The 26,791-nt window shown below is 68.9% G+C and carries 25 protein-coding genes and 2 pseudogenes; 22 read left to right on the forward strand and 5 right to left on the reverse strand.

Annotated elements, in window-relative coordinates; all coding sequences use genetic code 11:
* The 3 genes from QMX80_RS10075 to QMX80_RS10085 all read left to right on the forward strand — a co-directional run.
* On the forward strand, positions 1 to 452 hold a 452-nt coding region (locus QMX80_RS10075), incomplete at its 5' end, for an aminomethyltransferase beta-barrel domain-containing protein (RefSeq protein ID WP_345782370.1).
* The gene (hflD, locus tag QMX80_RS10080; protein ID WP_273083387.1) at positions 449 to 1,069 is read left to right on the forward strand and encodes a high frequency lysogenization protein HflD; all 621 of its coding nucleotides are present in this window, start codon (positions 449 to 451) and stop codon (positions 1,067 to 1,069) included. The genes QMX80_RS10075 and hflD, both read left to right, overlap by 4 nt.
* A 51-nt stretch (positions 1,070 to 1,120) precedes the next feature.
* Positions 1,121 to 2,311 (forward strand): methyl-accepting chemotaxis protein, encoded by a 1,191-nt coding sequence (locus QMX80_RS10085; RefSeq protein WP_055769109.1) that lies wholly within the window; start codon positions 1,121 to 1,123, stop codon positions 2,309 to 2,311.
* Between the two features lie 848 nt (positions 2,312 to 3,159).
* Here the strand turns inward: QMX80_RS10085 and QMX80_RS10090 are convergent.
* Positions 3,160 to 5,946: an EAL domain-containing protein gene (locus tag QMX80_RS10090; RefSeq protein ID WP_282276841.1), complete on the reverse strand. Its 2,787-nt coding sequence runs from the start codon at positions 5,944 to 5,946 to the stop codon at positions 3,160 to 3,162.
* 390 nt (positions 5,947 to 6,336) lie between these two features.
* On the opposite strand from QMX80_RS10090, the pseudogene QMX80_RS10095 reads away from it, so the two are divergent.
* From QMX80_RS10095 to QMX80_RS10115, 5 genes and pseudogenes are all read left to right on the forward strand, one after another.
* A pseudogene (locus tag QMX80_RS10095) lies at positions 6,337 to 7,068 on the forward strand (sensor histidine kinase); the annotation flags it as partial.
* Positions 7,069 to 7,070: 2 nt separating this feature from the next.
* A complete protein-coding gene (locus tag QMX80_RS10100) occupies positions 7,071 to 8,837 on the forward strand; it encodes an EAL domain-containing protein (protein WP_282276843.1) in 1,767 nt (588 codons plus the stop codon).
* A gap of 27 nt (positions 8,838 to 8,864) precedes the next feature.
* On the forward strand, positions 8,865 to 9,146 hold the full coding sequence (locus QMX80_RS10105; RefSeq protein WP_282276844.1) for a hypothetical protein: 282 nt from the start codon (positions 8,865 to 8,867) through the stop codon (positions 9,144 to 9,146).
* On the forward strand, positions 9,133 to 9,324 hold the full coding sequence (locus tag QMX80_RS10110; protein WP_282276847.1) for a hypothetical protein: 192 nt from the start codon (positions 9,133 to 9,135) through the stop codon (positions 9,322 to 9,324). Before QMX80_RS10105 ends, QMX80_RS10110 begins: the two co-directional genes overlap by 14 nt.
* 158 nt (positions 9,325 to 9,482) lie before the next feature.
* Entirely contained in the window at positions 9,483 to 9,623 is a 141-nt protein-coding gene (locus QMX80_RS10115) for a hypothetical protein (protein WP_282276849.1), read from the forward strand.
* Here QMX80_RS10115 and QMX80_RS10120 read toward each other — a convergent pair.
* The 4 genes from QMX80_RS10120 to flgA form a co-directional block, all read right to left on the reverse strand.
* Positions 9,595 to 10,767, reverse strand: a complete 1,173-nt coding sequence (locus QMX80_RS10120; RefSeq protein WP_055769094.1) for an ATP-binding protein — start codon at positions 10,765 to 10,767, stop codon at positions 9,595 to 9,597. The genes QMX80_RS10115 and QMX80_RS10120 overlap by 29 nt on opposite strands.
* Positions 10,768 to 10,899: 132 nt before the next feature.
* Entirely contained in the window at positions 10,900 to 11,238 is a 339-nt protein-coding gene (locus tag QMX80_RS10125; RefSeq protein WP_055769092.1) for a hypothetical protein, read from the reverse strand.
* Positions 11,235 to 11,537 carry a flagellar biosynthesis anti-sigma factor FlgM gene (flgM, locus tag QMX80_RS10130; RefSeq protein ID WP_055769088.1) on the reverse strand — a complete coding sequence of 101 codons (303 nt, stop codon included), beginning with the start codon at positions 11,535 to 11,537 and terminating at the stop codon, positions 11,235 to 11,237. The genes QMX80_RS10125 and flgM overlap by 4 nt, the downstream gene beginning before the upstream one ends.
* Before the next feature lie 65 nt (positions 11,538 to 11,602).
* Entirely contained in the window at positions 11,603 to 12,247 is a 645-nt protein-coding gene (flgA, locus tag QMX80_RS10135; RefSeq protein ID WP_055769085.1) for a flagellar basal body P-ring formation chaperone FlgA, read from the reverse strand.
* Between the two features lie 300 nt (positions 12,248 to 12,547).
* On the opposite strand from flgA, the gene QMX80_RS10140 reads away from it, so the two are divergent.
* The 14 genes and pseudogenes from QMX80_RS10140 (at position 12,548) to QMX80_RS10205 (ending at position 26,456) form a co-directional block, all read left to right on the forward strand.
* The gene (locus tag QMX80_RS10140) at positions 12,548 to 13,492 is read left to right on the forward strand and encodes a chemotaxis protein (protein WP_055769082.1); all 945 of its coding nucleotides are present in this window, start codon (positions 12,548 to 12,550) and stop codon (positions 13,490 to 13,492) included.
* Between the two features lie 276 nt (positions 13,493 to 13,768).
* On the forward strand, positions 13,769 to 14,167 hold the full coding sequence (gene flgB / locus QMX80_RS10145; RefSeq protein WP_055769080.1) for a flagellar basal body rod protein FlgB: 399 nt from the start codon (positions 13,769 to 13,771) through the stop codon (positions 14,165 to 14,167).
* Between the two features lie 11 nt (positions 14,168 to 14,178).
* Complete coding sequence (flgC, locus tag QMX80_RS10150; RefSeq protein ID WP_055769077.1) at positions 14,179 to 14,586, forward strand: flagellar basal body rod protein FlgC; 408 nt, start codon at positions 14,179 to 14,181, stop codon at positions 14,584 to 14,586.
* Positions 14,587 to 14,609: 23 nt separating this feature from the next.
* Positions 14,610 to 15,284: a flagellar hook capping FlgD N-terminal domain-containing protein gene (locus QMX80_RS10155; protein ID WP_282276859.1), complete on the forward strand. Its 675-nt coding sequence runs from the start codon at positions 14,610 to 14,612 to the stop codon at positions 15,282 to 15,284.
* 34 nt (positions 15,285 to 15,318) lie between these two features.
* Complete coding sequence (gene flgE, locus QMX80_RS10160) at positions 15,319 to 16,596, forward strand: flagellar hook protein FlgE (RefSeq protein ID WP_273083370.1); 1,278 nt, start codon at positions 15,319 to 15,321, stop codon at positions 16,594 to 16,596.
* Positions 16,597 to 16,719: 123 nt separating this feature from the next.
* Positions 16,720 to 17,469 carry a flagellar basal body rod protein FlgF gene (locus QMX80_RS10165; RefSeq protein WP_282276861.1) on the forward strand — a complete coding sequence of 250 codons (750 nt, stop codon included), beginning with the start codon at positions 16,720 to 16,722 and terminating at the stop codon, positions 17,467 to 17,469.
* A gap of 100 nt (positions 17,470 to 17,569) precedes the next feature.
* A complete protein-coding gene (gene flgG, locus QMX80_RS10170) occupies positions 17,570 to 18,355 on the forward strand; it encodes a flagellar basal-body rod protein FlgG (RefSeq protein WP_055769066.1) in 786 nt (261 codons plus the stop codon).
* A gap of 23 nt (positions 18,356 to 18,378) precedes the next feature.
* The gene (flgH, locus tag QMX80_RS10175) at positions 18,379 to 19,071 is read left to right on the forward strand and encodes a flagellar basal body L-ring protein FlgH (protein WP_282276863.1); all 693 of its coding nucleotides are present in this window, start codon (positions 18,379 to 18,381) and stop codon (positions 19,069 to 19,071) included.
* An 8-nt stretch (positions 19,072 to 19,079) separates the two neighbouring features.
* Entirely contained in the window at positions 19,080 to 20,195 is a 1,116-nt protein-coding gene (locus QMX80_RS10180) for a flagellar basal body P-ring protein FlgI (RefSeq protein WP_282276864.1), read from the forward strand.
* A gap of 2 nt (positions 20,196 to 20,197) precedes the next feature.
* Positions 20,198 to 21,376 carry a flagellar assembly peptidoglycan hydrolase FlgJ gene (gene flgJ, locus QMX80_RS10185; protein WP_273083365.1) on the forward strand — a complete coding sequence of 393 codons (1,179 nt, stop codon included), beginning with the start codon at positions 20,198 to 20,200 and terminating at the stop codon, positions 21,374 to 21,376.
* Positions 21,377 to 21,387: 11 nt separating this feature from the next.
* Positions 21,388 to 23,271, forward strand: coding sequence for a flagellar hook-associated protein FlgK (gene flgK / locus QMX80_RS10190; RefSeq protein ID WP_273083363.1), 1,884 nt, complete (start codon positions 21,388 to 21,390; stop codon positions 23,269 to 23,271).
* Entirely contained in the window at positions 23,271 to 24,473 is a 1,203-nt protein-coding gene (gene flgL, locus QMX80_RS10195) for a flagellar hook-associated protein FlgL (RefSeq protein WP_055769050.1), read from the forward strand. Before flgK ends, flgL begins: the two co-directional genes overlap by 1 nt.
* A 66-nt stretch (positions 24,474 to 24,539) precedes the next feature.
* A pseudogene (locus QMX80_RS10200) lies at positions 24,540 to 25,052 on the forward strand (flagellin); the annotation flags it as partial.
* A 723-nt stretch (positions 25,053 to 25,775) separates the two neighbouring features.
* Positions 25,776 to 26,456 (forward strand): flagellin, encoded by a 681-nt coding sequence (locus QMX80_RS10205; RefSeq protein WP_200911383.1) that lies wholly within the window; start codon positions 25,776 to 25,778, stop codon positions 26,454 to 26,456.
* The last annotated feature ends 335 nt before the right edge of the window (positions 26,457 to 26,791 follow it).

A 26,791-nucleotide genomic window follows, 5' to 3' on the forward strand; every position in this document is an offset into this window, starting at 1 on the left:
ATCCTGGCGTGTTCTATTTCACCCTGGGCCAGCGCGAAGGCCTGAACATCGGTGGCGTGCGCGGCCGGCCGGCCGCCCCCTGGTACGTGGTCGGCAAGGACGTGGCGGCCAACATCCTGTACGTGGACCAGGGCCACGACAGCCCCTGGCTGCAGTCCAACCGTCTGCATACCGAATCCATGCACTGGATCGCCGGCAGCGCGCCCGCCGGCCGCTTCCGGTGCACCGCCCAGACCCGCTACCGGCAGCCGGACGAGGCCTGCAGCGTGAGCGTGCGCGACGATGGCACCCTGCAGGTCGATTTCGACCGGCCGCAACGGGCGGTCACGCCCGGCCAGTCGCTGGTGCTGTACGACGGCGCCGAATGCCTGGGCGGCGCGGTCATCGCCACCACCGACGCACCGCTGGAGCAGCGCGCGTCCCGGCCCGATTTCCTTGAGAGGCAAGCATGAGTTCTTCCTTCGACGACCGTGTCCTGGCGCTGGCCGGCATCGCCCAGGCCCTGCAGCAGGTACGGCGCATCGCCGAGACCGGCCATTCCGACGCCGCGGTGGTGCGCACCGCCATGGACAGCGTGATCCGCATCGATGCGCCCTCGCCCACCGCGGTGTACGGCGACGACCGACAGGTGGAGGCCGGGCTGCGCCTGTTGCGCGACTATTTCGGCAACCGCGGCAAGGACGAGCTGCTGCCGCGCCTTGCGTTGTCGGTGCTGCAGCTGGAGCGCCGCTTCGTGCGCGAAGGCGCGACCGTGGACAAGGTCCAGGCCGGCATCGAGCGCGCCGCCGTACAGGCGGGCGAACTGGGCGATCCGGCCCATCCGGACGTGCTGGCGGCCATGGGCGCCCTGTATGCGGACACCATCAGCCAGCTCAAGCCGCGGATCATGGTGCAGGGCAACCCGCACTATCTGGGGCAGGCCGGCGTGGTCGCGGAGATCCGCGCCCTGCTGCTGGCCGCGGTGCGCTCGGCGGTGCTGTGGCGCCAGCTCGGCGGCAGCTACTGGGATTTCCTGTTTTCGCGCAAGGCCATGCTCGAGGCGATCGGGCGGCGCCTTCACGGAGGCTAAAGACCGCCCCCCCCGGCCGATACTGCAATCGTGACTCTCCCGAGAACGTCCATGTATTCACGCATTGCAATCCGCCTGGCCGCCCCGCTGGCCCTTACCTTCCTGCTGGCATTGGCGCTGGCGTTCGCATGGCCCGTGGCCGTGGTGTGGGCGATCCTGACCACGATGGCACTGAGCTGGCTGGTGTTCGCCTACTGGAGCGCCTACAGCCAGTCGCAGCGTTCGCCCGAGCATGCCCGCGTGCTCAAGGAACAGGACCAGCTGCTCAACGAGCTGCGCAGTTTCGTCAGCAACGAGATCGATGGTTCGCGCGGCGAGATCGAGCGCGCCCGCGAGCTGATCCGCCAGGCGGTATCGGGCCTGGGCAGCAGCTTCGATGCGATGAACCGCAAGTCGCGCCAGCAGAGCCAGGCGCTGGCCCGCATCGTCGACCGCGCCGGCGAGGAAGGCCATGGCGGCGTGGACGTGGCCCGTTTCGCCCAGCATGCCAGCCACCAGATGGAGCAGCTGGTCGAGGCACTGGAACAGGTCAGCGGCCAGAGCAGCAATACCGTGCAGCACATCGACCAGATGGCGCAGCACCTGGACGGCATCTTCGCCCTGCTGGAGGACGTGAAGTCCATCGCCGACCAGACCAACCTGCTGGCGCTGAACGCCGCCATCGAAGCCGCGCGCGCCGGTGAGGCCGGGCGCGGGTTCGCGGTGGTCGCCGACGAGGTGCGCAACCTGTCCGAGCGCTCGACCACCTTCAACGAGCAGATCCGCAAGCTGGCGCACAGTTCCAAGGACGCCATCGCCAAGGTCCGCGAGACCGTCACCCACATGGCCTCGCGCGACATGGACCGCTCCCGCGAGGCGCGCCATGAAGCGGCGGCCATGCTGGACAACGTGGCGGCGATCAACAGTTCGCTGGGCGAAGGCATGCGCGAGATCTCCGAGTGCGGCCGCGCCATCGACAGCAGCGTCGCCGAGGCAGTGCGCGCCCTGCAGTTCGAGGACATCGCCACCCAGGCACTGGGCGGCGTGCATACCCATCTGGACCGCCTGACCGCGATCAACCGCGAGGCCGTGGCGCTGCAGGAACTGCTGCACCGCAGTGGCGGCGTGCTCGACAGCGAGCTGGTGGCCGCACTGCAGCGCACCGGCAGCCGCCTGCGCGATATGCGCAACGAGTGGGAGCGCCCGCCGCACAAGCCGGTGGCGCAGCAGAGCATGGGCGCGGGAACGGTTGAACTGTTCTGATTCCCCGCGTGGCGAAACAAGGACCCCGGCCCAGGCCGGGGTTTCGTCGTTGCGGGCGTCCTTCCCGGTCGCAGTGAAGACGGCACCTGGAACTGGAACTCCCGCGCGTTGCACGCCTGCGGAGCGGGATTCCGCGCGGGGTCCCGGGAGCGCAGCAGCCCTGGGCCGTTTGGCGGCACTGGAGACGCAGGCACAGCGGGAGCTGTCCTGCATGCCGCGGATGCGGATCGCGGATGTACCCGAGCGGGACGAGCTGCTGGCGATCCTGGTGGCCTGGGATCTCGCGCTTTAGGCCTGGCCTCCCTCGGATCGTGGCCCTCTGGCGCGGAACCGAAGGTGGCGTCACTCCGAATCACCCGCCTCCCAGGGCCGTATCGACCATGGCCCTGCGGTGCGCCGGCTGGCCATGAACGATGGCCATGGATCGCCTCGCGGCCGAGATGAAGTCATGCCGGCGACTGCGCCCTGCCAGGATCGCAGGCGTTTGGCGCAATGCGCACTCGTCTGCCGCCCCGCGGTTACCGGCGGCCTGACCCACGCCGGCGCCGCATGGGTGCGGCGCATCGACGCCCGCAGCCGGATATCGCCGGACGGGCATGGAGTCGGACTTCATCGATGGAGTCGTGTCAGGAAAACCCACTAGCGGAACGACCGGGCATGTTGTTTTGACATGGCCCGTCGGTCGCCTGGAAGGCCGCGGTTACCGATGGCGGCAGCCCCTGTCGCCCCGTCGCCCCGATGCAGCCACGACGCTCGCCGTGTAGCGCGCAAACGGATCACAGGTCCGGCAACGCCGCGATTGCGCGGAGCTTGCCGCGCGGGAAAGCGGAACGCGATGCGCTGGAGATTCAGAGTACGGCGACCGGGCGGTCCGGTTGCGCGGACAGCGTCGGGCTCGGTCCGTCGCCGCCGGGCCCCTGGCGCAACCATTGCGCCATGTCCCGCGACGGCAGCGGACGCGAGTACAGGTAGCCCTGTATCTCGTCGCAGCCCTGCCGCAGCAGCAGGGCTTCTTCCTGGCGCGTTTCCACGCCTTCTGCCACCACCTGCATGCCCAGGGCGTGACCGAGGTGGACGATGGCCTGCGTCACCTCGGCGGTGCCGGCGTCGTGCAGCATGCGCTGGACGAAGCTGCGGTCGATTTTCAGGCGCTGCACCGGGAAGCGGTTGAGGTAATGCAGGTTGGAGAAGCCGGTGCCGAAATCGTCCACGGCCAGCAGCACGCCGTTGCGTTCGAAGGTGTCGAAGCACTGGCGCAGCGCGTCGCTGTCGCGGATAAGCGCCGATTCGGTCAATTCCAGTTCCAGGCGCTGCGATGGCCAGCGGTGGCGCTCGCAGATGGCGATGACCTGTTCGGCGAAGCCGCGCTCGCGCAGCTGCATGGCCGATACGTTGACCGCGATGCGCTCGAACGCCAGCCCCGCGGCGTGCCAGACGGCGGCCTGGCGGCAGGCTTCGTTCAGCACCCACTCGCCGATGCGGGCGATTTCGCCGCACTTCTCTGCCACCGGGATGAACTCGGCGGGGCTGCATGGCCCCAGCTCCGGGCAGACCCAGCGCAGCAGCGCCTCGATGGCTGGAGGCCGCGCCGGATCGACGTTGACCAGCGGCTGGTAGACGAGCTGGAATTCCTCGCGCTCGAGCGCGCCATGCAGCGCATGTTCGATCTGCAGGCGCCGCTGGATCCCGGCCAGTACGTCCTGGCTGTAGTACTGGTAGGTGTTGCGCCCGGCTTCCTTGGCCGCGTGCATGGCGGCGTCGGCCGCGCGCAGCAGCGTATCGAAGTCGCGATGGCTGTCGTCGGCGAGCGCGATGCCGACGCTGGCGCCGACCTTCAGCGTGGTGTCGCCGCGATGCAGGGGCGAAGCCAGCGAAGCGATCAGCTTGCGTGCGACATGGCCGGCGTCGGCCGGGTCGGCCAGGTCGCGCAGCACGACCACGAACTCGTCGCCGTTGAAGCGCGCGAACAGGTCGGCGTTGCGCAGGTTCTGGTGCAGGCGCGCGGCGGCGGCCTTGAGGAGCATGTCGCCGGTGGCGTGGCCGAAGGTGTCGTTGATCGACTTGAAGCCGTCCAGGTCGACGAACAGCATCGCCAGGACCGTGCCGCTGCGGCGCGATTCGGCGATGGCCTCCTCGGCCTGCTCGCGCAGCAGGATGCGGTTGGGCAGCCCGGTCAGCAGGTCGTAGTGGGCCAGCAGTTCGATGCGCTCGTTGGCCTCGCGTTCGCGGGTGATGTCGCGGAAAAGCACCACGAAACGCTCCGGCAGGCCCTCGCGGCGGTCCAGTTCGATCTGCACCTGCACCCACACGCGCTGCCCGGAATGCCGGTAGAAGCACAGGTCCAGCTGCTCGGGCAGGCCGCCTTCGGCGATACGGGTGAGCGCCGCCTCGAAACTGTCGCGCGAGTCCGGCGTGTAGAGGGCCAGCGCCTGCTCCAGCGTGACCGGTTCCTTGCGCAGGCCGTGGATGCGGTAGCACTCGTCGGTCCAGAGCATGCCGCGGGTGGCCACTTCGATCTCGCAACCGCCGATGCGGCCCAGGGCCGAGACGCGATTGAGCAGTTCGGTGCGCCAGCGGATCAACGCATCGGTCTGGCGCTGCTCGGTGACGTTCTTCAGCAGCCCGGCCACGCGGTGGACGCGCCCTGTCGCATCGTGTTCGGGATGCATCCAGACCCGCAGGTGGATGCCGGAGGTTTCGATCGGCCCGGGCGGCAGCACGAGCTCGAAAGCGTGCGGCTGGCCTTCGCGGTGCAGCCGCCGCCACGCCGCCCGCACCTGGGCGCGGGCGGCGCCGTCGAGCAGGTCCAGCCAGCGACGGCCGGTGGGCAGCCTGCCCGGGGCCTGGCCGACGGCGGCATGCAGTTCGTCGGACCAGGAAAAGCCGGCGCCATCGCGCTCCCAGGACCAGGTGCCGAGGCCCGCGATGCGTTGCAGCTGGCGCATTTGCGCCTGTTGTTCCTGTATGTCGGCGCCCGGCAGATCCTGCGCGGCGACGCCGATGCGGATGCCGGCCATGCGCAGCGGATGGCCGTCGGCCGTCCGCGCCACCACCTGGCCGTGATCGTGCACGAGTTGCCAGCTGCCATCGGCCCGGCGCACGCGCATGCGGCAGGCATAGGGCACGGCGGCGTCCTGCAGGTGCGCCTGCAGTGCGGCCCGCTGCGCGGTGCGGTCGCCCGGATGGGTCCGCTCCAGCCATTCCTGCACGGTATCGACGGCGATGCCGGCGCCGGCCTGGCCTTCCAGATGGGCCAGCAGGTGGGCCGGCACGTCCCACTCCCAGACGCCGTGCCCTGCGTCATGCAGCAGTTTCGACCAGCGCCCGTCCGCCAGGGGAGTGGCCGGAGCGACGCTATAGATATAAGCGCAGACCGTTCCGTCCTGCGCACGCGCCGCGCTCAGGAAACCATCCAGGCGCTGCTCGCCGGTGGGTACCGAACAGGGCAGCAGCCCTTCGCCGGCGACCCGGTCGCGCAGCCCCAGCAACGCCTGGCGATGGCCCAGCAGCCTGCGCGGCAGGTCCAGCGTACGGGCCGCGGCATTGGCGGCCAGCGGATGGCCCTCCGGATCGAGCAGCACGATCGCCCCCTCCAGCGGGTGGCTCATCATGCTCGCAATCACGCCCTGATCCACGCGCTACCGCTCCAGTAATCCGCCCGAGGTCCGGGAACTCTATCCATAACGGCAGCCGCGAAAAGAAATTGAGTACTCCGTCATCGTGGTTGGCGACGGCCCGTTAAGATGTGGGCGGATCGAACATGGCCCCCCGCCACGGAAATGCACAACGGCTCCTCTCCTTCCCGGCACCCGGCATCCACGGACTCTGCAATGGCCTGCCTGCAACGCACTACCTATGGGGTAGTGGCGGCCGGTGGCGCGCTGATCCTGCTGTGCGGCGTGCTGCCCTGGGCCTGGGGGGCGATCCCGGCCCATCCGCTGGCCTGGACTGTGATCTCCGTCATGCTGGTGGCGGTCTACATGGCACTGGCTCTGGCGCTGCTCCTTCCCCGCCTGGCCCAGGTGCGGGTACTGGCGGCGCGCGACCTGGCCGAGCTGGAGGCCGGGCGCAAGGCGCTGGAAACCGGGAACCGGGAACTGCAGGCCATGGCCGGACGCCTGTTCTCGGTGCAGGAGGACGAGCGCCGGGCCATTTCCCGTGACCTGCACGACGATATCGGCCAGGCGGTCACCGCGATCAAGCTGGCCGCGCACGCGGCGATGGACGAGGACGATGCGCCGCGGCGCCGGGAGGACCTGGGACAGATCGTGGAACTGGTCGACAGCACCGTGGTGCGCCTGCGCAACCTGTCGATGCTGCTGCGCCCGCCGCAGCTCGACGCCCTGGGGCTGGAGGCCGCCCTGCGCTGGCAGGCCGGGCAGCTGTTCCGCTCTTCGCCGGTGGAACTGCAGATGGAGGTGGACGCCCTGCCGCAGCGGCCGGACAACGAGGTCGAGCAGGCCTGCTTCCGCATCGCCCAGGAAAGCCTGACCAACGTCCTGCGCCACGCCATGGCCAGCCAGGTCCAGCTGTGCCTTGAGGACGACGGCGCCGGCCGGCTGCGGTTGCGGGTGGTCGACGATGGCGAAGGCTTCGACCCCGACGGCCCACGCGGCCTGGGGCTGGTGGTGATGCGCGAGCGCGCGCAGAGCGTCGGCGGCTGGTTGCGCATCCATACCGCACCCGGCGAAGGCACCCGGGTCGAGCTGCACCTGCCTTACCGAAAGCCGCAGGCGGCCGCCTGCCAGGGAGTCTGAGGATGTGGAACCCCGCGCCGCAACCGGCTGCCGCGATGCCCGCCCCTCCGCGCCTGGGGGCGGGCAATCCCGAGCTCGCGGCCATGGTCGCTGCTGCCGCCAGCGGCGGTACCCCGCTGATGCTGCTGCATCTGGACATCGACCATTTCGCTTCGGTCAACGAGAACATGAGCGCCGAGGTCGGTGACCAGGCGCTGGTACTGATCGCGCAGCGGCTGGATGAGCACCTGCGTGGCCGTGGCCGGCTCTGGCGGCACGGCAGCGACGAGTTCGTACTGGCGATCCCGCGCGCCGGCGGGGTGCCGTTGCCCGAGGAAATGGCCGAGCAGTTGCGCCAGCAGATGGAACTTCCGCTGTCGGTGCTGCCCTATACCCTGTTCCTGACCGCGAAGATCGGCGTGTCGCTGTGCCCGGAACACGCCACCGACCCCAGCCGCCTGCTCGACCTGGCCGAGGACGCGCTGCACCAGGCCGGCCGCGAAGGCGGCAACGTCGTGCAGGTGCACATGCTGCACAAGCCGCTCAGCGCGCACAGCGAGAGCATCATTTCCCGGCAGCTGGTGGACGCCATCGAGAACGGCGAGCTGCGCCTGCGCTACCAGCCGCTGGTCAGCGCCCGCGATGGCCACGTCGTGGGCATGGAGGCGCTGCTGCGCTGGCAGTCGCCGACACTGGGCATGCTGGTGCCGGAACGCTTCATGCGCACCGCCGAGCGGCTGGGCATCATCGTCCAGATCGGCGCCTGGGTGCTGGAAATGACCCTGCGCCAGGCGCGCATCTGGCGCGACCAGGGCTTCGACGACTTCAACGTCGCGGTCAACGTGTCCACGCTGCAGCTGTTGCGCCCGGGCTTCTTCGCCGAGGTCATGGTGCTGCTGCAGTCCACCGGCGTGCCGGCGCGCATGCTGACCCTGGAGATCAACGAAAGCGCGCTGACCAACAACGTCAATTTCGTCTACGAGACGCTGGCCAACCTGCGCAACGAAGGCATCAGCCTGAGCCTGGACAACTTCGGCACCGGCGATTCCAGCCTGAGCGCCCTGGTGCGCTACCCGGTGGACAAGCTCAAGATCGACCGCAGCTTCATCAAGAGCGCGCCGGCGGCCAACCGCGAGGCGGCGATCTCGCGCGCGATCATCGCCATGGGCCACCAGCTGGGCATGACCGTGATCGCCAATGGCGTCGAGTCGCAGGCGCAGCTGGGTTTCCTGCGCCGCAACGACTGCGACGTGTTCCAGGGCTATCTGTTCGGCGAACCGATGTCGGCCGAAGCCGCCGGCATGACCCTGCGCCGCCGCTACCTGCGCCCGGAAGCCTTCGCCGAGACCCGCCCGGACCGTACCCTGCTGCTGCTCGACGACGAGGAGAACGTGCTGCGTTCGCTGGTGCGCCTGTTCCGCCGCGACGGCTACCGCATCCTGGCCGCAGGCAACGTGCGCGACGCCTTCGACCTGCTGGCGATCAACGACGTGCAGGTGATCCTGTCCGACCAGCGCATGAGCGACATGAGCGGCACCGAGTTCCTGGGGCGGGTGAAGATGCTCTACCCGGACACCATCCGCCTGGTGCTGTCCGGCTATACGGATCTGAACACCGTCACCGACGCCATCAACCGCGGCGCGATCTACCGCTTCCTGACCAAGCCCTGGAACGACGACGAACTGCGCGAGCACATCCGCCAGGCGTTCCGCACCCACGACGGACTGCGCAAGGGCCGCGAGGCGACCGGCCTGCCAAGGCGCGATACCCTGCCCGGCGACGGCGGCTGAGCCTCCGCGGACGATCCCGGGCCGCAGGTGCGGAGGAAGGATGAAGGCGATGTTCCCCTGGAAGTAAGGGGGCTGCTGTGCCTGCCTGCCCTCGCGGCCGCCGCGCCGTCCCTGCCGCTGGCCTGCGCCGCTCCCGGCGGGAAGGTCGCGGTCGAACCGGGCCGCGCGCTCGACCTGCGCTGCTCCGGCGCCGGACCGCGCACGGTGCTGCTGGAGGCCGGCGCCAATGCCGATTCGCCCACCTGGTACCGGGTGCGGGGGCTGTTGCCGGCCGCGGTGCGCATCTGCGCCTGCTATGGCTACAAGTGACGAAGGTCCGCTGCCGCGCGATCTGGACGCGGACATCGTCGACCTCGTCGCGCTGATCGCGGCCGCTCGCCTGGACACGCCGCTGGTGCTGGTCGGCCACGCGCTCGGCAGCAGTATCGTGCGTCGCTACGCGCAAGCTGCAACCGGCCTACCGGCGCACGCTGCGCTCGGAACTTGACGCCAACACCGTCCTGTTCGCCGTGCCGGTGCCGCCCGGCGAAGACCTGGGCGAGCTGCCGCTGATCCTGCTCGCTGCGCCGGCGCCGCCAGCGGACGCGGGAACGCCTCCCGAAGTGGTGCGCGCCCGGGAGCAGGCGCGCGCAGACCGGGTCGCGGTTGCTGGCGTCCTCGCGCCGGCGTATCGATCTGGCCGGCACCTCGCACGACGTGCCGCTCGACCAGTCGCAGGCCGTGGCCGCAGCGATCGAAGCGGTGCTGGCCCGGCCGGCTACTTCGGCTGCCGCACCGGCAGCGTGATCCGGAACGTGGCGCCCTGCCCCGGCGTACTGTCCACGTCGATGCGGCCGTGGTGCTTGTTGACGATGCCGTAGGAGATCGACAGCCCCAGTCCGGTGCCGCTGCCCACCGGCTTGGTGGTGAAGAACGGATCGAAGATGCGCTGGCGCAGCTCGGGGGAAATGCCCGAACCGTTGTCCTGGAACTCGATCCAGACCTCGTCGCCGTCCACGCCGGTGCCGACCACGATATGCCCGCGCTCGGCGATCGCCTGGCCTGCGTTGAGCAGCATGTTCATGTACACCTGGTTCAACTCCGACGGCAGGCATTCGACCATCGGCAGCTCACCGAAACGGCGCTCCAGCGTGACCTTGTACTTGAGTTCGTTCCAGATGATGTTGATGGTCGATTCCAGCCCCGAGTGCAGGTCGGCCAGCTTCCATGACTCGTCGCGCCCGGAGTAGGAGAAGTCCTTCAGGTCGCGCACGATGCGCGTCACCCGCTCGATGCCCTCGCGCGATTCGGCCATCAGCTGCGGCAGGTCGCGGCTGATGAAGTCGATGTCCAGGCGGTCGCGGATATCGTCGATTTCCGGGATCAGGGCCTTGGGGTCGGGCGCGCGCAGGGCGCGTTCATAGGCCTCGATCACGGTGAACAGGCTGCGCAGGTATTCCTGCAGGCTGCCCAGGTTGGAGTGGACGTAGCCGATCGGGTTGTTGATCTCATGGGCGACACCGGCCGCCAGCTGGCCGATCGAGGCCATCTTCTCCGACTGCAGCAGTTTTTCCTGCGCGCCGTTGAGCCTCAGGTAGGCCTGGCGCAGCTCCGCGTGGCGGCGCTGCAGCTCGTTCTCGTAGTCTTCCTGCCCGTCGATATGGCGGAACAGTGCCAGGCAGGCCCGCTCGCCATCGTTGTCGTGGTGATAGAGGTGCACGATCACCGCGCGCGCGCCCAGCGGCAGGCTGCCGCTCCAGCTGCCCGATTCCCGGGCCTGCGCCAGCGCCACCGGCGGCAGCAGTTCGACCAGGCGCCGCGCCAGTTCGGCCACGTCCCCGGGCTGCGTACCGAACAGTTCGCGCACGACCGCGTTGGCCAGGGCCACTTCGCCCTTGTCGTTGAACAGGAGCATGCCGTCGCGCATGCGGTCGCTCAATGCATGAAGCATGGCCGGAGACGGGAGGGGCGCGAATGGAGTGGAGGCGTTTTCGGCCACGGAGACGGTGGGTCGGCGGAACGGACGCCCACTATAACCGGGGATGCGCCGGTGCCGCCGCGCCGGGTCTGGCGCGTGGCGCGGTCAGGCAACCGCGAGTGGCTTGCGCGTATGCAGCAGGTGCGCCTGGCCCTTGGCGTCGTAGGCGGAGGAAGCTTCACTGCGACCGAGCTGGCGTAGCGCCCAGCTGACCTCGCGCCGGCGTCGGGCCAGCAATACGCCGTTGGCGTGGTTGCGTTCGGCCAGTTCGCGCAGCCGCTCGGCATGCTCGAGCGGCGGCCGCGCCTCGAGGATGCGCAGGGCTTCGAGTTTCAGGCTCGTGGCCGCCACCAGCGCCTGCACGTCGTGCTCGACCAGCGCCTGGCGCTCGCCATCGAGCGCGTCGCTCAGCTGCTGCAGTGGATCGGCCACGCCAAGCTTCATGCCTGCAGCTGTCCGTCCATGTCCAGCATGCGCTTGGCGATGGCATCCGGATCGATCCGGTAGCTGCCGTTCTCCAGCGCTTCGCGGACGGCCTGCACGCGGGCGGTGTCGATCGCCGGGGCCGCGGACAGCTCGCGCTGCATCGCCTGCAGGCTGGTGGCCTCGCCGGTCAGGCGCACGCTGTCGGCGGCCTCGACCGGACGAGCCTCGGTGCCGCCGGCAGGAGTGGCCTTGGCGGGCGTGGCGACCGGGCGCAGTTGGGCGCCTGCCGTGATCCCGCCGTCGATTTTCTGGCTCATGTGATGGAAGTCCTGTTTCGGTACACAAGGGTTAACGGCAATGACGGGGTGATCTTTAGCGGAATCTATCGGGAAACCAGCACGTCGCCCGCTGCCGTGGCCACGCCCTGCACCACCCGCCGGGAGGAGAGGTTCTCGACCGAAACCCGCTCGGCCTCGCCTGCGTCGGCGAGAGCCTTGCCGGCCACCCGGACCTCGACCCCGCCGCGCCGGGACACCAGGGCCACGCTGTCTCCCCGCCGGATGATACGCGGAGCGACCAGATCGCCGGCAGACAGCAGCGTGCCGGCGCCCATCGCGCGTCGCGCCACCCGGCCGACAGCCGCCTGCGGGTCGGACAATACCGCACCGGCGATGCGCGCCGTGTCGCGGCGTACGCTGCCGATATCGGCAGCGGCCAGCACTTCTCCAGCGGCCACGCCGCGGGCCAGTACCAGCACGTCCTGCTCGCGGCGCACCGTCACCGGCACGAACAGCCTCCAGCCGCCGGCCTGCGGGCAGGCCACTTCGACGGTACGGTTGCCGGTGGCCCGCGCCTGCAGCGCCGACGGACACGCCGGCAGGCGCAGACCGGCATCGACGCTGGCCTCGCCTTCGGTGGCCGGGTCCAGCGTGGACAGCGCGGCCGCGCGGATCGAGGCTACCGACTGGAAATCGCCAGCCTGGGCCGGGAGGGCCAGCAGCAGGCATAACAGGGCCGACAGGCGCATGGGAATTTCCGCCATGTATGAAAGGTCGCCCGGCATGCTGCAAGCGGCGTGCCAGACGGGCCGGAGCGGGTGAACAGGAACCGGGAGCGGGAGAAGACAAGAGCCCCCCGTGAAGGGAACGGCGCTCGATCCTTGCGGGATGCGGGGCGCGCCCCGCGTATCGGCCTTCCCGGCAATGCCGGCGCAGAGCGTGCCCTGCCCCTGCGGCGACGTCCGGCTTTCCCTCTTTCCGGGTTCCTGTTCGCCCGTTGCCCTGCTCCAGGCCTCAAGTCCCGCCCCCGCCCTGCCGATACCGGCTGCATGTCACATGACCTGCTCAACCGCATCGACCAGCGCACCCGGCTGGCCGGCCACAACCGACTGGCCCTGCTGCTGTTCCGTCTCGGCGGCCGTCAGCTTTTTGGCGTCAATGTCTTCAAGGTGCAGGAAGTGCTGCGGCGCCCGCCCCTGTTCCAGGTTCCCGGCCTGCCGGTACAGTTCTCCGGCGTGGCCGACGTGCGTGGCCGTTCGGTGCCGGTGCTGGACCTGGGCCTGGCGATCGGCCACCCCGAGCGCGAACCCGACGCGGACACCTCGCCCGGCTACCTGGTGGTCACCGAATTCAACCGTTCGGTGCAGGGTTTCCTGGTCAGCGGCGTGGAGCGGATCGTCAACATCGCTGTGGAGGACATCCAGCCGCCGCCGGAACTGGGCGCCGAGGCCAGCTACCTCACCGCGGTCACCCGGTTCCAGGGCGAGCTCATCCAGGTCATCGACGTGGAGAGCGTGCTGGCCGACATCGCCCAGATCAGCAAGGAAGCGGTGCTGGATCCATCGATGGTCCTGCCCGCCGGCACGCCGCCGATGCAGGTGCTGGTGGTGGACGACTCGCGCGTGGCCCGCCAGCAGATCCGCAGCGTGCTCGACCAGCTGGGCGTTACCGCCACCCTGCTGTCGGACGGCAGGCAGGCCCTGGAACACCTCCTGCAGATCCATGCGGCAGGCGAGAATCCGGCCGAGCGCTATGCCATGGTCATTTCCGACATCGAGATGCCGGCCATGGACGGCTACACCCTGACGACGGAAATCCGCCGCCATCCGGGCCTGGCCGGGTTGTTCGTACTGCTGCATACCTCCCTGTCCGGTGTGTTCAACAACGCCATGGTGGAGCGTGTCGGGGCCAACGCCTTCGTGCCCAAGTACAGCCCCCATGAACTGGCCGACTTCGTGCTGCACCGCCTGCGCCAGGTGGCCGAGGCGGCTTGAAGCCGGGAAGGGGTGAAGGCAGGCGCTCTTCCATGAACGGAAGGGCGTTCGCAGCGTCGTAGATCCAGGGGCCGCCCCGCATGCGGGCGTTTCCGCCCGTGCCCTTGCGGGGCAGGGAGCGCCGGGCACGAGAGGCGGGTGAAGCCCAAAGCCTCCCGGCGATGGGCCCGGCGGCCCTGCTCATCTGCCCCGTTTCCCCGCCCCCCTGCCCCGTTCCTGCGGTTCTGGCACACCGCTTGCAGCCTCCCGGGCATCGTTCCCCTGGGGAGGCGCGCCATGCCCAATCTGATTTCCAACTATCTGGGCGTCCATGCCCAGGCCATGCCGTTGCGCGAACAGCGCATGAAGCTGATCGCCGGCAATCTGGCCAATGCCGACACGCCGGGCTACAAGGCCCGCGACCTGGACTTCGATGCCGCCCTGCGCAATGCCCAGGGGCTGGACGGCAACGGCCTGCTGGCGACCACCGCCGAACAGCATTACCGCATCGGCGGCGACGGCCTCAATCCGTTCCAGGTGCTGCGCCCCGGCGTGCAGCCGAGCCTGGATGGCAACACCGTTGATCCGGATGCCGAGCGCGCCGCCTATGGCCGTGCCGCGCTGGAGTACCGCGCCTCGCTGAGCTTCGTCGAATCGAAGGTGCGCACCCTGACCACCGCGATCACCGGCCAGTAAGGGAGAACGCCGTGAGCAACCTGCCCATCTTCGACATCGCCGGTTCGGCGCTGCAGGCGCAGTCGGTGCGCATGAGCACCATCGCCTCCAACCTGTCCAACGCGGACACCGTCGCCGGTTCGGCGGAGGCGGTCTACAAGCCGCTGGAGCCGATCTTCCAGGCGGTCACCAGCCGCGAAGACCCGCGCCTGACCGGCGTGGAGGTCAAGCAGATCGTCCAGAGCGAGGCGGCGCCGATCAAGCGCTACGAGCCCAACCATCCGCTGGCCGACGGCGAGGGCTATGTCTACTCGCCGGACATCGATCCGGTGGCGCAGATGGTCAACCTCATTTCCACCTCGCGCAATTACCAGGCCGGCGTGGAGATGCTCAACACCGCCAAGGAACTCACCCTGGCCACCCTGACCATGGGCCGCTGAGCCGGCCGCCACAGGACTCCGTCATGAGCAGCATCAACACCAATAGCGACCTGTTCGGCGCGCTGGGCCTCACTGCCCCGGCCGCGCAGAACACCAAGAAGAAGGACGCGCTGGACCAGGCCGATTTCCTGCGGCTGATGACCACCCAGTTGCAGCACCAGGATCCGCTCAAGCCGATGGACAACAGCCAGATGGTCGCGCAGATGGCGCAGCTGTCCACGGTGCAGGGCCTCAGCGACCTGAACAAGACCGTCAGCGGTTTCCAGGAGTCGATGGCCGGCGACCAGATCCTGCGGGGCGCGGCCATGATCGGCCACGACGTGCTGGTGCCGTCGGCCAAGTTCGTGCTCGGCGACGAGGGCGAAACCGGCGGTACCGTGGCGGCACCGGGCGCCGGCAGCATCACCGTCGACATCACCGACGCCAACGGCAACAAGGTCACCCAACTGAGCGTCCAGGCCGAGGCGGCCGGCGAAAAATCCTTCCAGTGGGACGGCACCGACGCCAACGGCAAGCGCATGCCGGCTGGCACCTACAGCATCGCCGCCACCTACACCGATGCCAGCGGCAAGCAGAGCAAGCTCGGCACCTATGTGCAGGCCGGCGTGGAGAGCGTGACCGTCGGTTCGGATGGGCTCTACCTGAACCTCAAGGGGCTGGGCACGGCCCCGCTCGACTACGTGCTCCGCGTCAGCTGAGCCCCTCTTACACGGATTTCCCAGGAGTTTCGCCATGGGCTTCAATACTTCCCTGTCCGGCATCAGCGCCGCCAACGCGGACCTGAACGTCACCGCCAACAACATCGCCAACGTCAACACCGTCGGCTTCAAGGAGTCGCGCGCCGAGTTCGCCGACGTGCTCAACTCCACCGGCTATGGCCTGCGCAACAACGCCATGGGTTCGGGCGTGCGCCTGACCAACGTCGCCCAGCAGTTCTCGCAGGGCAACATCGACCAGACCGGCCGCAGCCTGGACCTGGCCATCGAGGGCGAGGGTTTCTTCACCCTCAACATGAACGGCACGCGTGTCTATTCGCGCGCCGGCAACTTCCAGCCCGACAAGAACGGCTACGTGACCAACCCGCAGGGCGCGCGCCTGCAGGTCTACTCCCCCAGCGCCGATGGCACGCGCTTTGACGGTGCGCTGGCCGATCTGCGCCTGCTCAGCAGCGACAGCCCGCCGCGTCCGACCAGCCGCCTCGAGCTTGCCTTCACCCTGCCGGCCAACACCAAGGAGCCGACGATCAAGCCGTTCGACCCGGCCAGCAGCAACAGCTACAACTTCTCCAGCGGCGGCATCACCGTGTTCGACTCGCTGGGCGTCGGCCACGTGCAGACCTCATATTTCGTCAAGACCGCCACCCCCAACGAATGGGAGGTCTACAACTTCGTGGACGGCGTGCCGGTCAACAACGGCAGCGTGCCGGCCGACCCCGATGCCACGCCGCCGCTCCCGGCAGTGATCGGCGCTCCCACCCGGCTGGAGTTCTCCGAGAGTGGCGCGCTGGTCTCGCCGACCGACGGCAAGATCAACCTGGGCACCTTCACGCCGAGCACCGGCGCCGGCCAGCTGACCATGAACCTAGACATCTCCGGCTCGACCCAGTACGGCGAGAAGTTCAACCAGTACAACACCGGGCAGGACGGCTACGCCTCGGGCAAGCTCAACGAGATCAACATCTCCGAACAGGGCGTGGTGTATGCGCGCTATTCCAACGGCGTGGACACCGCGTTGGGCCAGGTCGCGCTGACCAACTTCAACAACCCGCAGGGGCTGCTGAGCCAGGGCAACAACCTGTGGTCGGAAACCTACGCCTCCGGCACGCCGCGCGTCGGTGCGCCGGGCAGTTCGGATCTGGGCCAGGTCCAGGCCGGTTCGCTGGAAGCCTCCACCGTCGACCTGACCCAGCAGCTGGTGAACATGATCACCGCGCAGCGCAACTTCCAGGCCAACGCGCAGATGCTCTCGACCCAGGACCAGATCACCCAGACGGTGATCAACATCCGCTGAGCCGGAGAAGGCGGGAGCGGGGGATGAAGCAGTGCGGGCTTTCCCCGCCCTGCCCCGGCCCCGCTTCTGCCGCTCCCGGCACCAGCTCGTTCCCGACTTCCCTTTCCCTGGTCCCCGCCCCCGATGGACAAAGCCCTCTACGTCGCCATGACCGGCGCCCGCGCCTCGCTGCAGGCGCAGGCCACCGTTTCCCACAACCTGGCCAACTCCGATACGCCCGGTTTCAAGGAAGCGCTGGCCAACACTGAGGCCTTCCCGATCCAGGGCCAGGGGTATGCCTCGCGCATCGACACCCTGCACGTGGACGCCGGCTTCAACCGCCGCGTCGGCGCGCAGCAGATCACCGGCAATGCGCTGGACCTGTCGCTGCAGCCGGGCAGCTGGCTGGCCGTGCAGTCGCGCGAGGGCGGGGAGGCCTATACCCGCGCCGGCGCATTGACGCTTACCCCCAACGGCATGCTCGTCACCGCCGAGGGCAATGCCGTGCTCGACGAGAACGGCAACCCGGTCGCGGTGCCGCCGCACCAGGCCATCGAAATCGGCCACGACGGCACCCTGTCGGTCATCCCGCTGGGCGAAGGCCCGCAGACTATGGCCATGGTCGGGCGGCTGCGCGTGGTGCAGGCGCCTGACGACAGGCTGCAGCGCGGGCTGGACGGATTGATGCGCAATACCGATCCGCTACAGCCCTTCGCCCAGGTCCAGGGCAAGGCGCTGGACAGCGGCATGCTCGAGTCCAGCAACGTCGACGCCGCCGGCGCGCTGGTGCAGATGATCCAGCTGCAGCGCCAGTTCGAGATGCAGGTGAAGGTCATCAAGCACGGCGACGAGAACGCGCGCAGCGCCAACACGCTGCTGCGCCTGAACGGCTGATGCCGCCGCGCCGGCCGATTGGCGCGCGGTTCTGGCACACCGCATGCATTACATCCTGCAAAGGCCCTGAAGGCCGGCACCAGCAGCAGAGGAACCGCTCATGAATCAGGCATTGTGGGTCGCCAAGACCGGCCTGGATGCGCAGCAGACGCGCATGTCCGTCGTCTCCAACAACCTGGCCAACACCAACACCACCGGCTTCAAGCAGGACCGCGCCAGTTTCGAGGACCTGCTGTACCAGCAGGTGCGGCAGCCCGGCGGTTCGTCCTCGGCGCAGACGCAGTTGCCGACCGGCCTGCAGCTGGGTACCGGCGTGCGCGTGGTGGCGACCTCCAAGAACTTCCAGCAGGGCGGCCAGCAGCAGACCGGCCGCGCCCTGGACGTGATGGTCAACGGCCGCGGCTTCTTCGAGGTGATGCTGCCCGACGGCAGTTCGGCCTATACCCGCGACGGCAGTTTCCAGATGAGCCCGCAGGGCGAACTGGTCACCAACAGCGGTTACCCGGTGCAGCCCGGCATCCAGATCCCCGAAGGCGCGCAGTCGCTGACCATCGGTGCGGACGGCACGGTCAGCGTGAAGATGGCCGGCGATGCGGCGTCGGTCGAGATCGGCTCGTTGACCCTGACCGACTTCATCAATCCCGCCGGCCTGCAGGCCAAGGGCGAGAACCTGTACCTGGAGACCACGGCCTCCGGTCCCGCGCAGAACGGCACCCCCGGCCTCAACGGCCTGGGCGGCATCGTGCAGGGCGCGCTGGAAGGCAGCAACGTCAACGTGGTGGAAGAGCTGGTGTCGATGATCGAGACCCAGCGCGCCTACGAGATGAACGCCAAGGCCATCTCCACCACCGACTCGATGCTCGGCTACCTCAACAACAACGTCTGATCGTGCCGATTACGGAACCCGCCATGGCCCGCCTGTCCAACGCCCTTCGTCTCTCCTGCGCCGCCGGCAGCCTGGTGCTGCTGGCCGGCTGCGTGGTCGCCGGCGACGTACGCCCCTATCCGGCCATGGCGCCGGTGGTGCCGGTGGTCGCGCCTTCGACCGAACCCAGCGCCGGCGCGATCTACGCCGCCGGCCCGGGGCTGAATCTCTATGGCGACCGCCGCGCCCGCGACGTCGGCGACCTGCTGACCATCACCCTGGTCGAAAGCACCTCGGCCACCACCAGCGCCAACACCGCCATCGGCAAGAAGTCGAGCATGAACATCGGCTCGCCGAGCCTGTTCGGTGCGCCGGTGACCCTGGGCGGCAAGGACGTGCTGGCCGCCAGCGCCAGCGGCGAACGCGACTTCAACGGCAAGGGCAGCAGCGCGCAGAGCAACCGCCTGCAGGGCAGCGTGACCGTGACCGTGGTCCAGCGCCTGCCCAACGGCAACCTGGTGGTGCAGGGCCAGAAGGACCTGCGCCTGAACCAGGGCGACGAGCTGGTGCAGATCCAGGGCGTCGTGCGCTCGGCCGACATCGCCACCGACAACACCATCCCCTCCAGCAAGGTCGCCGACGCGCGCATCGCCTACGGCGGCCGCGGCGCGGTGGCGCAGTCCAACGCGATGGGCTGGCTGGGACGCTTCTTCAACTCGGCGCTGGCGCCGTTCTGAGCATGGCCATGACGATTCCCGCATTCCTGCGCCACGCCACCGCCCTGCTGCTGGTGGCCGCCTGTGCCCTGCCGGCGCAGGCCGAGCGCATCAAGGACCTGGCCCAGGTCGGCGGCGTACGCGGCAACGCGCTGGTGGGTTACGGCCTTGTCGTCGGCCTGGACGGCAGCGGCGACCGCACCAGCCAGGCGCCGTTCACCGTGCAGAGCCTGAAGAACATGCTCGGCGAACTGGGCGTCAATGTTCCGTCGAACGTCAATCCGCAGCTCAAGAACGTCGCCGCGGTGGCGATCCATGCCGAACTGCCGCCGTTCGCCAAGCCCGGCCAGACCATCGACATCACCGTCTCCTCCATCGGCAACGCGATCTCGCTGCGCGGCGGTTCGCTGCTGATGGCACCGCTCAAGGGCGCCGACGGGCAGGTCTATGCCCTCGCCCAGGGCAACCTGGTGGTGGGCGGTTTCGGCGCGCAGGGCAAGGACGGTTCGCGGGTGTCGGTGAACGTGCCCAGCGTCGGCCGCATTCCCGGCGGCGCGACGGTCGAGCGCGCCCTGCCCGACGTGTTCGGCGCCAGCGGCGAGATCACCCTGAACCTGCACCAGAACGATTTCACCACCGTCGCGCGCATGGTCGCGGCGGTGAACAACGCCTTCGGCGAGGGCGCCGCGCGCGCCGTCGACGGCGTCACCGTGGCGGTGCAGGCGCCGAGCGACCAGGGCGCGCGCATCGGCCTGCTGGCGCGCATCGAGAACATCGAACTGTCGCCCGGCACCGCGCCGGCGCGGGTGGTGGTCAATTCGCGCACCGGCACCGTGGTGATCGGTTCGCAGGTGCGGGTCAGCCCGGCCGCGATCGCGCACGGATCGCTGACGGTGACCGTCAGCGAAGCCACCCAGATCAGCCAGCCCAATGCCTTCGGCGGCGGCCAGACCGTGGCCGCGCCGCAGTCCACCATCACCGCCACCAATGAAGGCAGCCGCATGTTCCGTTTCGACGGTGGCACCACGCTGGACGAGATCGTGCGTGCGGTGAACGAGGTCGGCGCCGCACCCGGCGACCTGATCGCGATCCTGGAAGCCCTCAAGCAGGCCGGCGCGCTGGGCGCCGAGCTGGAGGTGATCTGATCATGCGCATCGCCGCCCCGTCGCTGGAGCTGAACGCGGTCGTAGCCAACGACCCGGCGAAGATCGACAAGGTCTCGCGCCAGCTCGAAGGCCAGTTCGCGCAGATGCTGATCAAGAGCATGCGCGCGGCCAGCTTCGGCGATTCGCTGTTTCCCGGCGAGAACCAGATGTTCCGCGAGATGTACGACCAGCGCATCGCCGAGGCGATGACCAAGGGCCGTGGGCTGGGGCTGTCGGCGATGATCGCGCGCCAGCTGGGCGGCAGCGAACAGACCGCGCCGCCGCCGGTGGACACCTCGCTGCGCCCGGCGGCCCAGGCCGCGCAGGCCTACCGGTTGCTGGCGCCGGCTCCGGCGCCATCGGCATTGCCGGCGGCGGCGATGGCAGCCGATCCGCTGGCGGCCATGACCGGTGACGAGCAGGCCATGCCGGAGCAGCAGCTGCTGGACCTGATCGCCGGCCGCGACAGCGGCAGCCTGCATGCGGCGATCGGCGGCCGTGGCGCAAGCCCCGGGCCGGCGCCGGCGGCCGACTGGGCCATGGGCAACGACCGCTGGAGCGGCGTCGGTCCGGCCAGCGCCGGCAACGGCGCCGTGGAAGTGGCCTCGGCCGATGCCGCCGCCGACCAGCTCGGCAAGCACACCCCGGAAGGCTTCGTCGCCAGCATCTGGCCGCATGCCGAGCGGGCCGCGCGCGAACTCGGCGTCGACCCGCGCGCCCTGGTCGCGCAGGCGGCACTGGAGACCGGCTGGGGCCGCCGCCACATCAAGCGCGACAACGGCGCCAGCAGCCACAACCTGTTCGGCATCAAGGCCAGCGGCTGGAAGGGCGAGAGCGCCACCGCCGCGACCCACGAATACGTCGATGGGCAGCGCCAGAGCCAGACCGCGCGGTTCCGCGCCTATGGCTCGGCGGCCGAGAGCTTCGGCGACTACGTGCGCATGCTCAAGAACAGCCCGCGCTACCAGGCCGCGCTCAAGGCCGGCAGCGACGTGCGCGGTTTTGCACAGGGCTTGCAACGTGCCGGTTACGCCACCGATCCGGGCTACGCCGCCAAGATCGCCGCCATCGCCGCAGGTCCGACCATCGACCGCGCCGTGGCCGCCATCGGCCAGGCCGGCGCCCGCCTCGGCCAGAGCTTCGCCCAAGCCGCCGGCCTGTCCGGCATCACCCGCCGTTGAGATAGATCCCGATGTCCAGCGTCCTCTCCACCGGTAGCAGTGCCCTCATCGCCTTCCAGCGGGCGCTGGCGACCGTCAGCCACAACGTGGCCAACATCAAGACCGACGGCTACAGCCGGCAGAAGGTCGATTTCGCCACGCGCAATCCCACCGACATGGGGTACGGCGACGTCGGCAACGGCACCAGGATCACCGACATCCGCCGTGTCGCCGACCAGCTGGCGATCTCGCGCCTGCTCGACAGCAATGGCGAACTGGCGCGCCTGCAGCAGCTGTCGGGGCTGGCCGACCGGGTGGATGCGCTGTTTTCTGACAGTGCGACCAACCTCAACGGCATCTGGTCCAACTTCTTCGATTCCGTCAGCGGCCTGTCGGCCAATGCCGCCGGAACCGCCGACCGGCGCAGCATGCTCGACAACGCCAACGACCTGGTCAATCGCTTCAGGCAGCTGGCCGGCAACCTGGATTCCCTCGGCCACGAGGTCAACAACGGCCTGGTCGCCGGCACCGGCGAGATCAACCGCCTGACCAGGGAGATCGCGCAGCTCAACATCGCCATCGGCAGCGACGCCAATCGCGCCGCGCCGGACCTGCTCGACCGCCGCGACCAGTTGATAACGCAACTGGTGGGCTTCACCGGTGGCACCGCCGTCATCCAGGACGGCGGCATCATGAACGTGTACTCGGCCGGCGGCCAGGCGCTGGTGGTGGGCGGCACCGCCTCGCAGGTCACCACCGTGGCCGATCCCTACCAGCCCGAGCGCCTGCAGCTGGCGCTCCGGACCCAGGGCCAGACCATCGTCCTGGACGGCAAGGCGCTGGGCGGCAGCATCGGCGGCCTGCTCGAATTCCGCGACACCGTGCTGACCCCGGCGCAGGCCGAACTCGGCCGCATCGCGGTGGGGCTGGCGCAGGCGTTCAACGAAAGCCATCGCGAAGGCGTGGACCTGTATGGCGACATGGGCGTGGACTTCTTCACCCTGGCCCCGCCGAAGGTCTCCGCGCACAGCGGCAACAGCAACACCAGCACGGCCAGCATCGCCGCCAGCTATGGCGATCTCTCCGCGCTGGATGGCCAGAACCTGCAGCTGCGCTTCGACGGCAGCAACTGGGTGGCCACGCGCCCGGACACCGGCGTCCAGGTACCGCTGGCCGGCAGCGGCACCGCCGCCGACCCGTTCGTGGTCAACGGCATCGAGCTGGTGGTCAGCGGCACGCCGGCCATGAACGACCGCTTCCTGGTGCAGCCCACCGCCGCGGCTCCCGGCGGCCTGGCCGTGGCGATCACCGATCCGTCGCGCATCGCCGCCGCCAACCCGGTGCGGGTCAAGGCCGACCTGGGCAACATCGGTACCGGCGTGGCCGGCAAGCTCGACGTCACCGATGCCGCCAATGGCGCCCTGCTCGATCCGGTCAGCATCGACTTCATCGATGCCGACCACTACACCATCAATGGCGGCGCTCCCCTTCCCTACACGCCCGGCCAGACCATCAGCGTCAATGGCTGGAGCCTGGTGCTCGACGGCAAGCCTGCCGCGGGCGACACCTTCACCGTATCGCGCACGCCGGCCGGTTCCAGCGACAACGGCAACGCCTCGCGCATGGCCCAGGTCGAGGACGCAAAGGCCTTCAACGGCGGCACGGTCACCCTCAACGGTGCGCGTGGCGGCCTGACCACGCAGATCGGCGCGGCCGCGCGGGCGGCCGACTATTCGCTGCAGGCGCAGCAGGCCATCAACGAGAACGCGCAGGCCACGCGCGACTCGATCTCCGGCGTGAACCTGGACGAGGAAGCGGCGGACATGCTCCGCCTGCAACAGGCCTACCAGGCCGCCTCGCAGCTGATATCCACGGCCGACACCATGTTCCAGTCGATCCTGCGGGCGGTGGGCTGATGAACAACCGTATCTCCAGCGGCATGATGTACGACCAGTCGGTGTTCCTGATGCTCGCCAGGCAGAGCAAGCTCAACCATCTGGAACGCCAGCTCGCCACCGGGCAGAAGATCGTCTCGGCCAAGGACGACCCAGTCGCTTCGGGCACGGCGGTGGGCATGGACCGCATCCTGGCCGAACTGACCCAGCTGGGTTCGAACGCGGCAACCGCGCAGAACCGGCTCGGGCTGCAGGAAAACGCACTGGCCCAGGCCGGCGAACTGCTGCAGCGCGTATCCGAACTGACGATCCAGGCCAACAACGCCGCGCTGTCGGCGGCCGACCGCAAGAGCTCGGCCGCCGAACTGCGCTCGATCCGCGATTCGCTGCTGTCGCTGGCCAACAGCACCGACGGCAACGGGCGCTTCCTGTTCGGCGGCGCCGCCGACGGCGCGGCGCCGTTCATTGCGGCAGGCGGCAGCGTCGCCTACAACGGCGACCAGACCCAGCGCCAGGTGGAAATCGCGCCGGGCACCTTCGTCCAGGACGCATTGCCCGGAAGCGAAATATTCATGCGCGTCCGTACCGGGGACGGCATCGTCGATGGCAATGCCGCCAGCGGCAATACCGGCCAGGCAGTGCTGACCGACATCGGCCGCGACGGCTCGGCCAACTGGAACGGCGAATCATGGACCCTGCGTTTCACCGCGCCGGATACCTATGAAATCGTCGATGCCGGCAGCAACGTGGTCGGCGGCGGCACCTATGTCCCGGGCGAGGACATCGTGTTCCAGGGCCTGCGCGTGCGCCTGAACGGCACCCCGGACGCCAACGACGAATTCAACGTCGGTACGGCCGGCAACCGCGATGTGTTCGCCACCCTCGAACGTCTGGCGCAGGCCCTGGAAATGGATGCCTCCACTCTCGCCGGGCGCACCGCGCAGCAGAACCTGCTGCAGTCCAGCCTGCGCGACGTGGCCCGCGCATCGGAAAAGCTGATCGATTCGCGCGCATCTGGCGGCGCGCAACTGGGCGCCATCGACAACGCCGCCTCGCTGCGCGAGGCCAATGCCATCACCCTGAAAGATTCGCTCTCGCAGCTGCGCGACCTCGACTACGCCGAGGCCATCGGCCAGTACAAGCTCGAGAGCGCCGCCCTGCAGGCCGCACAGACCCTTTTCACGCAGATGCAGTCCATGTCGCTGTTCAACATGATCCGCTGATCCAGACCAACGCAGAAGCACTGCTTTCCCTTATCAGGCAAGACCCGAGCACAACGGAGAAGTCCCATGGCACAGATCATCAACACCAACATCATGTCGCTGAACGCCCAGCGCAACCTGAACACCAGCGGCGGCGCACTGGCCACCAGCATCCAGCGTCTGTCCTCGGGCCTGCGCATCAACAGCGCCAAGGATGACGCCGCCGGGCTGGCCATTTCCGAACGCTTCACCACCCAGATCCGCGGCATGAACCAGGCCGCGCGCAATGCCAACGACGGCATCTCGCTGGCGCAGACCGCCGAAGGCGCGCTTGGCGAGATCAGCAACAACCTGCAGCGCATCCGCGAGCTGGCGGTGCAGTCGCGCAACGCCACCAACTCCAGTTCCGACCGTATGGCGCTGGACGCCGAAGTACAGCTGCTGAAGGCCGAAATCCAGCGCGTGGCCGAAGAGACCAATTTCAACGGCACCCCGTTGCTCAACGGCAGCTTCATGAACCAGGCGTTCCAGGTCGGCGCCGACCAGGGCCAGGTCATCAACATCGCCCAGATCGCCAACGCCAACATCAAGGCGCTGGGCAACTGGAACCGCGTGGATACGCCGGCGGGCATGGCGGGCGTCGCCGCGACCGCATCGGGCGGTACCACCACGATGACCGGCACGGTCCTGGCCGCAGCGTCCGGTGTCGGCACCCCAACCCCGGCAACCGGCAGCACGGCTACGTTCGCTGCATCCACCTTCATTGCGGATTTCGCTACCGATGGCACCGTCACGTTTGACGTGACCATCGGCAGCGGATCGGCGCAGACGATTACCCTCGACGGCACCTACGCCGATATCGGCGAGCTGAGGGATGCAATCAATGGCCAGCTCACCGGCGCTACCGCCATGGACTCCGGCGGCAACATTGTCATCACCAACGACATCACGGGCGCCGCATCCGGGGCCATTGTCGTGGACAACTTCGACGCAGGCACCAACACCGCCGTCACCGCCCTGCCGACCGTCACCCAGACTGCCGGCACGGATTACGCTCCGGGAGTCCCGGGTACCCCCACGTTCGGTACGGTTGCGGCCGGCGAGTTCAGCATCAATGGCGTCGGTATCGTCAGCGCCGGCGGCGCTACCGCCTCCGACGGTGTCGATGCGCTGATCACCGCGTTCAACGCCGCCAAGGCGCTTCCGGCCAACGCCGCCACGCTGGGCAACATCACCGCCTCCAACGTCAATGGCCGCCTGCAGCTGGTGGATTCCACCGGCGCGGCCGTCACCATCGGCGGTACCGCGCCCGGCAACGCCGGCATGCTCAACATCACGCCGGTCAACACCAGCACGCTCGGTGCCGGCAGCTTCGTCATCGCCGGTTCCAAGGGCACCGCCACCATCGACTTCCCCGCCGCCGGCGGCGCCGGCCAGCGCGCCAGCGATCTGGTCAAGGCCATCAACAACCAGAGTTACAACACCGGCGTCACCGCCTCGCTGGATGCCACCGGCAAGCTGCAGCTGGCCTCGTTGAGCGGGAATTTCTCGGTAGCCCCGGCTGGCACCGGCACCGCCGCCGACCTGCTCGCCAACACCGGCTTGACCGAGGGGCTCACCGGCGTCATGGATCCGGCATTGCCGCCGGTGGTGACCGTGGGCACCAGCTGGGTAGCCGGCGCCGCCGAAACCGGTTTTGCCGACCTGGATGTGACCAGCGCGCTGGGCGCGGACAACGCGCTGGCGGCCATGGACGCTGCCCTGCAGTCCATCAACTCGGCCCGCGCGGATCTGGGCGCGGTCCAGAACCGCTTCACCTCCACCATCGCGAACCTGAACACTTCGTCGGAAAACCTGACGGCCGCCCGCAGCCGCATCCGCGATACCGACTACGCGGTGGAAACCGCCGAGCTGACCCGCACGCAGATCCTGCAACAGGCCGGTACCGCAATGCTGGCCCAGGCCAACCAGGTGCCGCAGAGCGTGCTCAGCCTGCTCAAGTAAGGCTGAGCAGTTCCGCCGCGAAGGCCCTGGCTTGTCCAGGGCCTTCGCGTTTTCAGGGCGGAAAACATTCCGTCATGGCAGGGGAATCCAAGCAGGCGGCGCGCGGCCGCCGCGCCATGTAAACAGCGCCCGTGGCAGCGCAGATGTCCCTGCTCGCCTGTCTACCCTTCCAGGCCGAAGCAGGAGGCGGCGAGACGTGTCGATTGGTTCGCATGCTTCCCGCCCGCGGCGTGCGTTGATCGCACCCGGGCGGGACAACTACAAAAACGGCGCCTTTGGGGGCGGCCCCCACCCGCCGGTTGCTGTTGGTTGCCCGCCGGCGCCCCCGGGCCGGG

This window comes from Stenotrophomonas sp. PS02297 (assembly GCF_029959705.1).
Classification (GTDB): domain Bacteria; phylum Pseudomonadota; class Gammaproteobacteria; order Xanthomonadales; family Xanthomonadaceae; genus Stenotrophomonas; species Stenotrophomonas nitritireducens.

Excerpts from the sequence above, each read along its gene's own strand:
- QMX80_RS10120 (WP_055769094.1), bottom strand. The coding sequence starts at position 10,767 with ATGCTTCATGCATTGAGCGACCGCATGCGCGACGGCATGCTCCTGTTC.
- QMX80_RS10165 (WP_282276861.1), top strand. The coding sequence starts at position 16,720 with ATGGACAAAGCCCTCTACGTCGCCATGACCGGCGCCCGCGCCTCGCTG.
- flgM (WP_055769088.1), bottom strand. The coding sequence starts at position 11,537 with ATGAGCCAGAAAATCGACGGCGGGATCACGGCAGGCGCCCAACTGCGC.
- flgE (WP_273083370.1), top strand. The coding sequence starts at position 15,319 with ATGGGCTTCAATACTTCCCTGTCCGGCATCAGCGCCGCCAACGCGGAC.
- flgH (WP_282276863.1), top strand. The coding sequence starts at position 18,379 with ATGGCCCGCCTGTCCAACGCCCTTCGTCTCTCCTGCGCCGCCGGCAGC.
- QMX80_RS10125 (WP_055769092.1), bottom strand. The coding sequence starts at position 11,238 with ATGAAGCTTGGCGTGGCCGATCCACTGCAGCAGCTGAGCGACGCGCTC.
- QMX80_RS10180 (WP_282276864.1), top strand. The coding sequence starts at position 19,080 with ATGACGATTCCCGCATTCCTGCGCCACGCCACCGCCCTGCTGCTGGTG.
- hflD (WP_273083387.1), top strand. The coding sequence starts at position 449 with ATGAGTTCTTCCTTCGACGACCGTGTCCTGGCGCTGGCCGGCATCGCC.
- flgG (WP_055769066.1), top strand. The coding sequence starts at position 17,570 with ATGAATCAGGCATTGTGGGTCGCCAAGACCGGCCTGGATGCGCAGCAG.
- flgK (WP_273083363.1), top strand. The coding sequence starts at position 21,388 with ATGTCCAGCGTCCTCTCCACCGGTAGCAGTGCCCTCATCGCCTTCCAG.
- QMX80_RS10140 (WP_055769082.1), top strand. The coding sequence starts at position 12,548 with ATGTCACATGACCTGCTCAACCGCATCGACCAGCGCACCCGGCTGGCC.
- QMX80_RS10100 (WP_282276843.1), top strand. The coding sequence starts at position 7,071 with ATGTGGAACCCCGCGCCGCAACCGGCTGCCGCGATGCCCGCCCCTCCG.
- QMX80_RS10205 (WP_200911383.1), top strand. The coding sequence starts at position 25,776 with ATGCTCAACATCACGCCGGTCAACACCAGCACGCTCGGTGCCGGCAGC.
- QMX80_RS10155 (WP_282276859.1), top strand. The coding sequence starts at position 14,610 with ATGAGCAGCATCAACACCAATAGCGACCTGTTCGGCGCGCTGGGCCTC.
- flgL (WP_055769050.1), top strand. The coding sequence starts at position 23,271 with ATGAACAACCGTATCTCCAGCGGCATGATGTACGACCAGTCGGTGTTC.
- flgA (WP_055769085.1), bottom strand. The coding sequence starts at position 12,247 with ATGCGCCTGTCGGCCCTGTTATGCCTGCTGCTGGCCCTCCCGGCCCAG.
- QMX80_RS10085 (WP_055769109.1), top strand. The coding sequence starts at position 1,121 with ATGTATTCACGCATTGCAATCCGCCTGGCCGCCCCGCTGGCCCTTACC.
- flgJ (WP_273083365.1), top strand. The coding sequence starts at position 20,198 with ATGCGCATCGCCGCCCCGTCGCTGGAGCTGAACGCGGTCGTAGCCAAC.
- flgB (WP_055769080.1), top strand. The coding sequence starts at position 13,769 with ATGCCCAATCTGATTTCCAACTATCTGGGCGTCCATGCCCAGGCCATG.
- QMX80_RS10110 (WP_282276847.1), top strand. The coding sequence starts at position 9,133 with ATGGCTACAAGTGACGAAGGTCCGCTGCCGCGCGATCTGGACGCGGAC.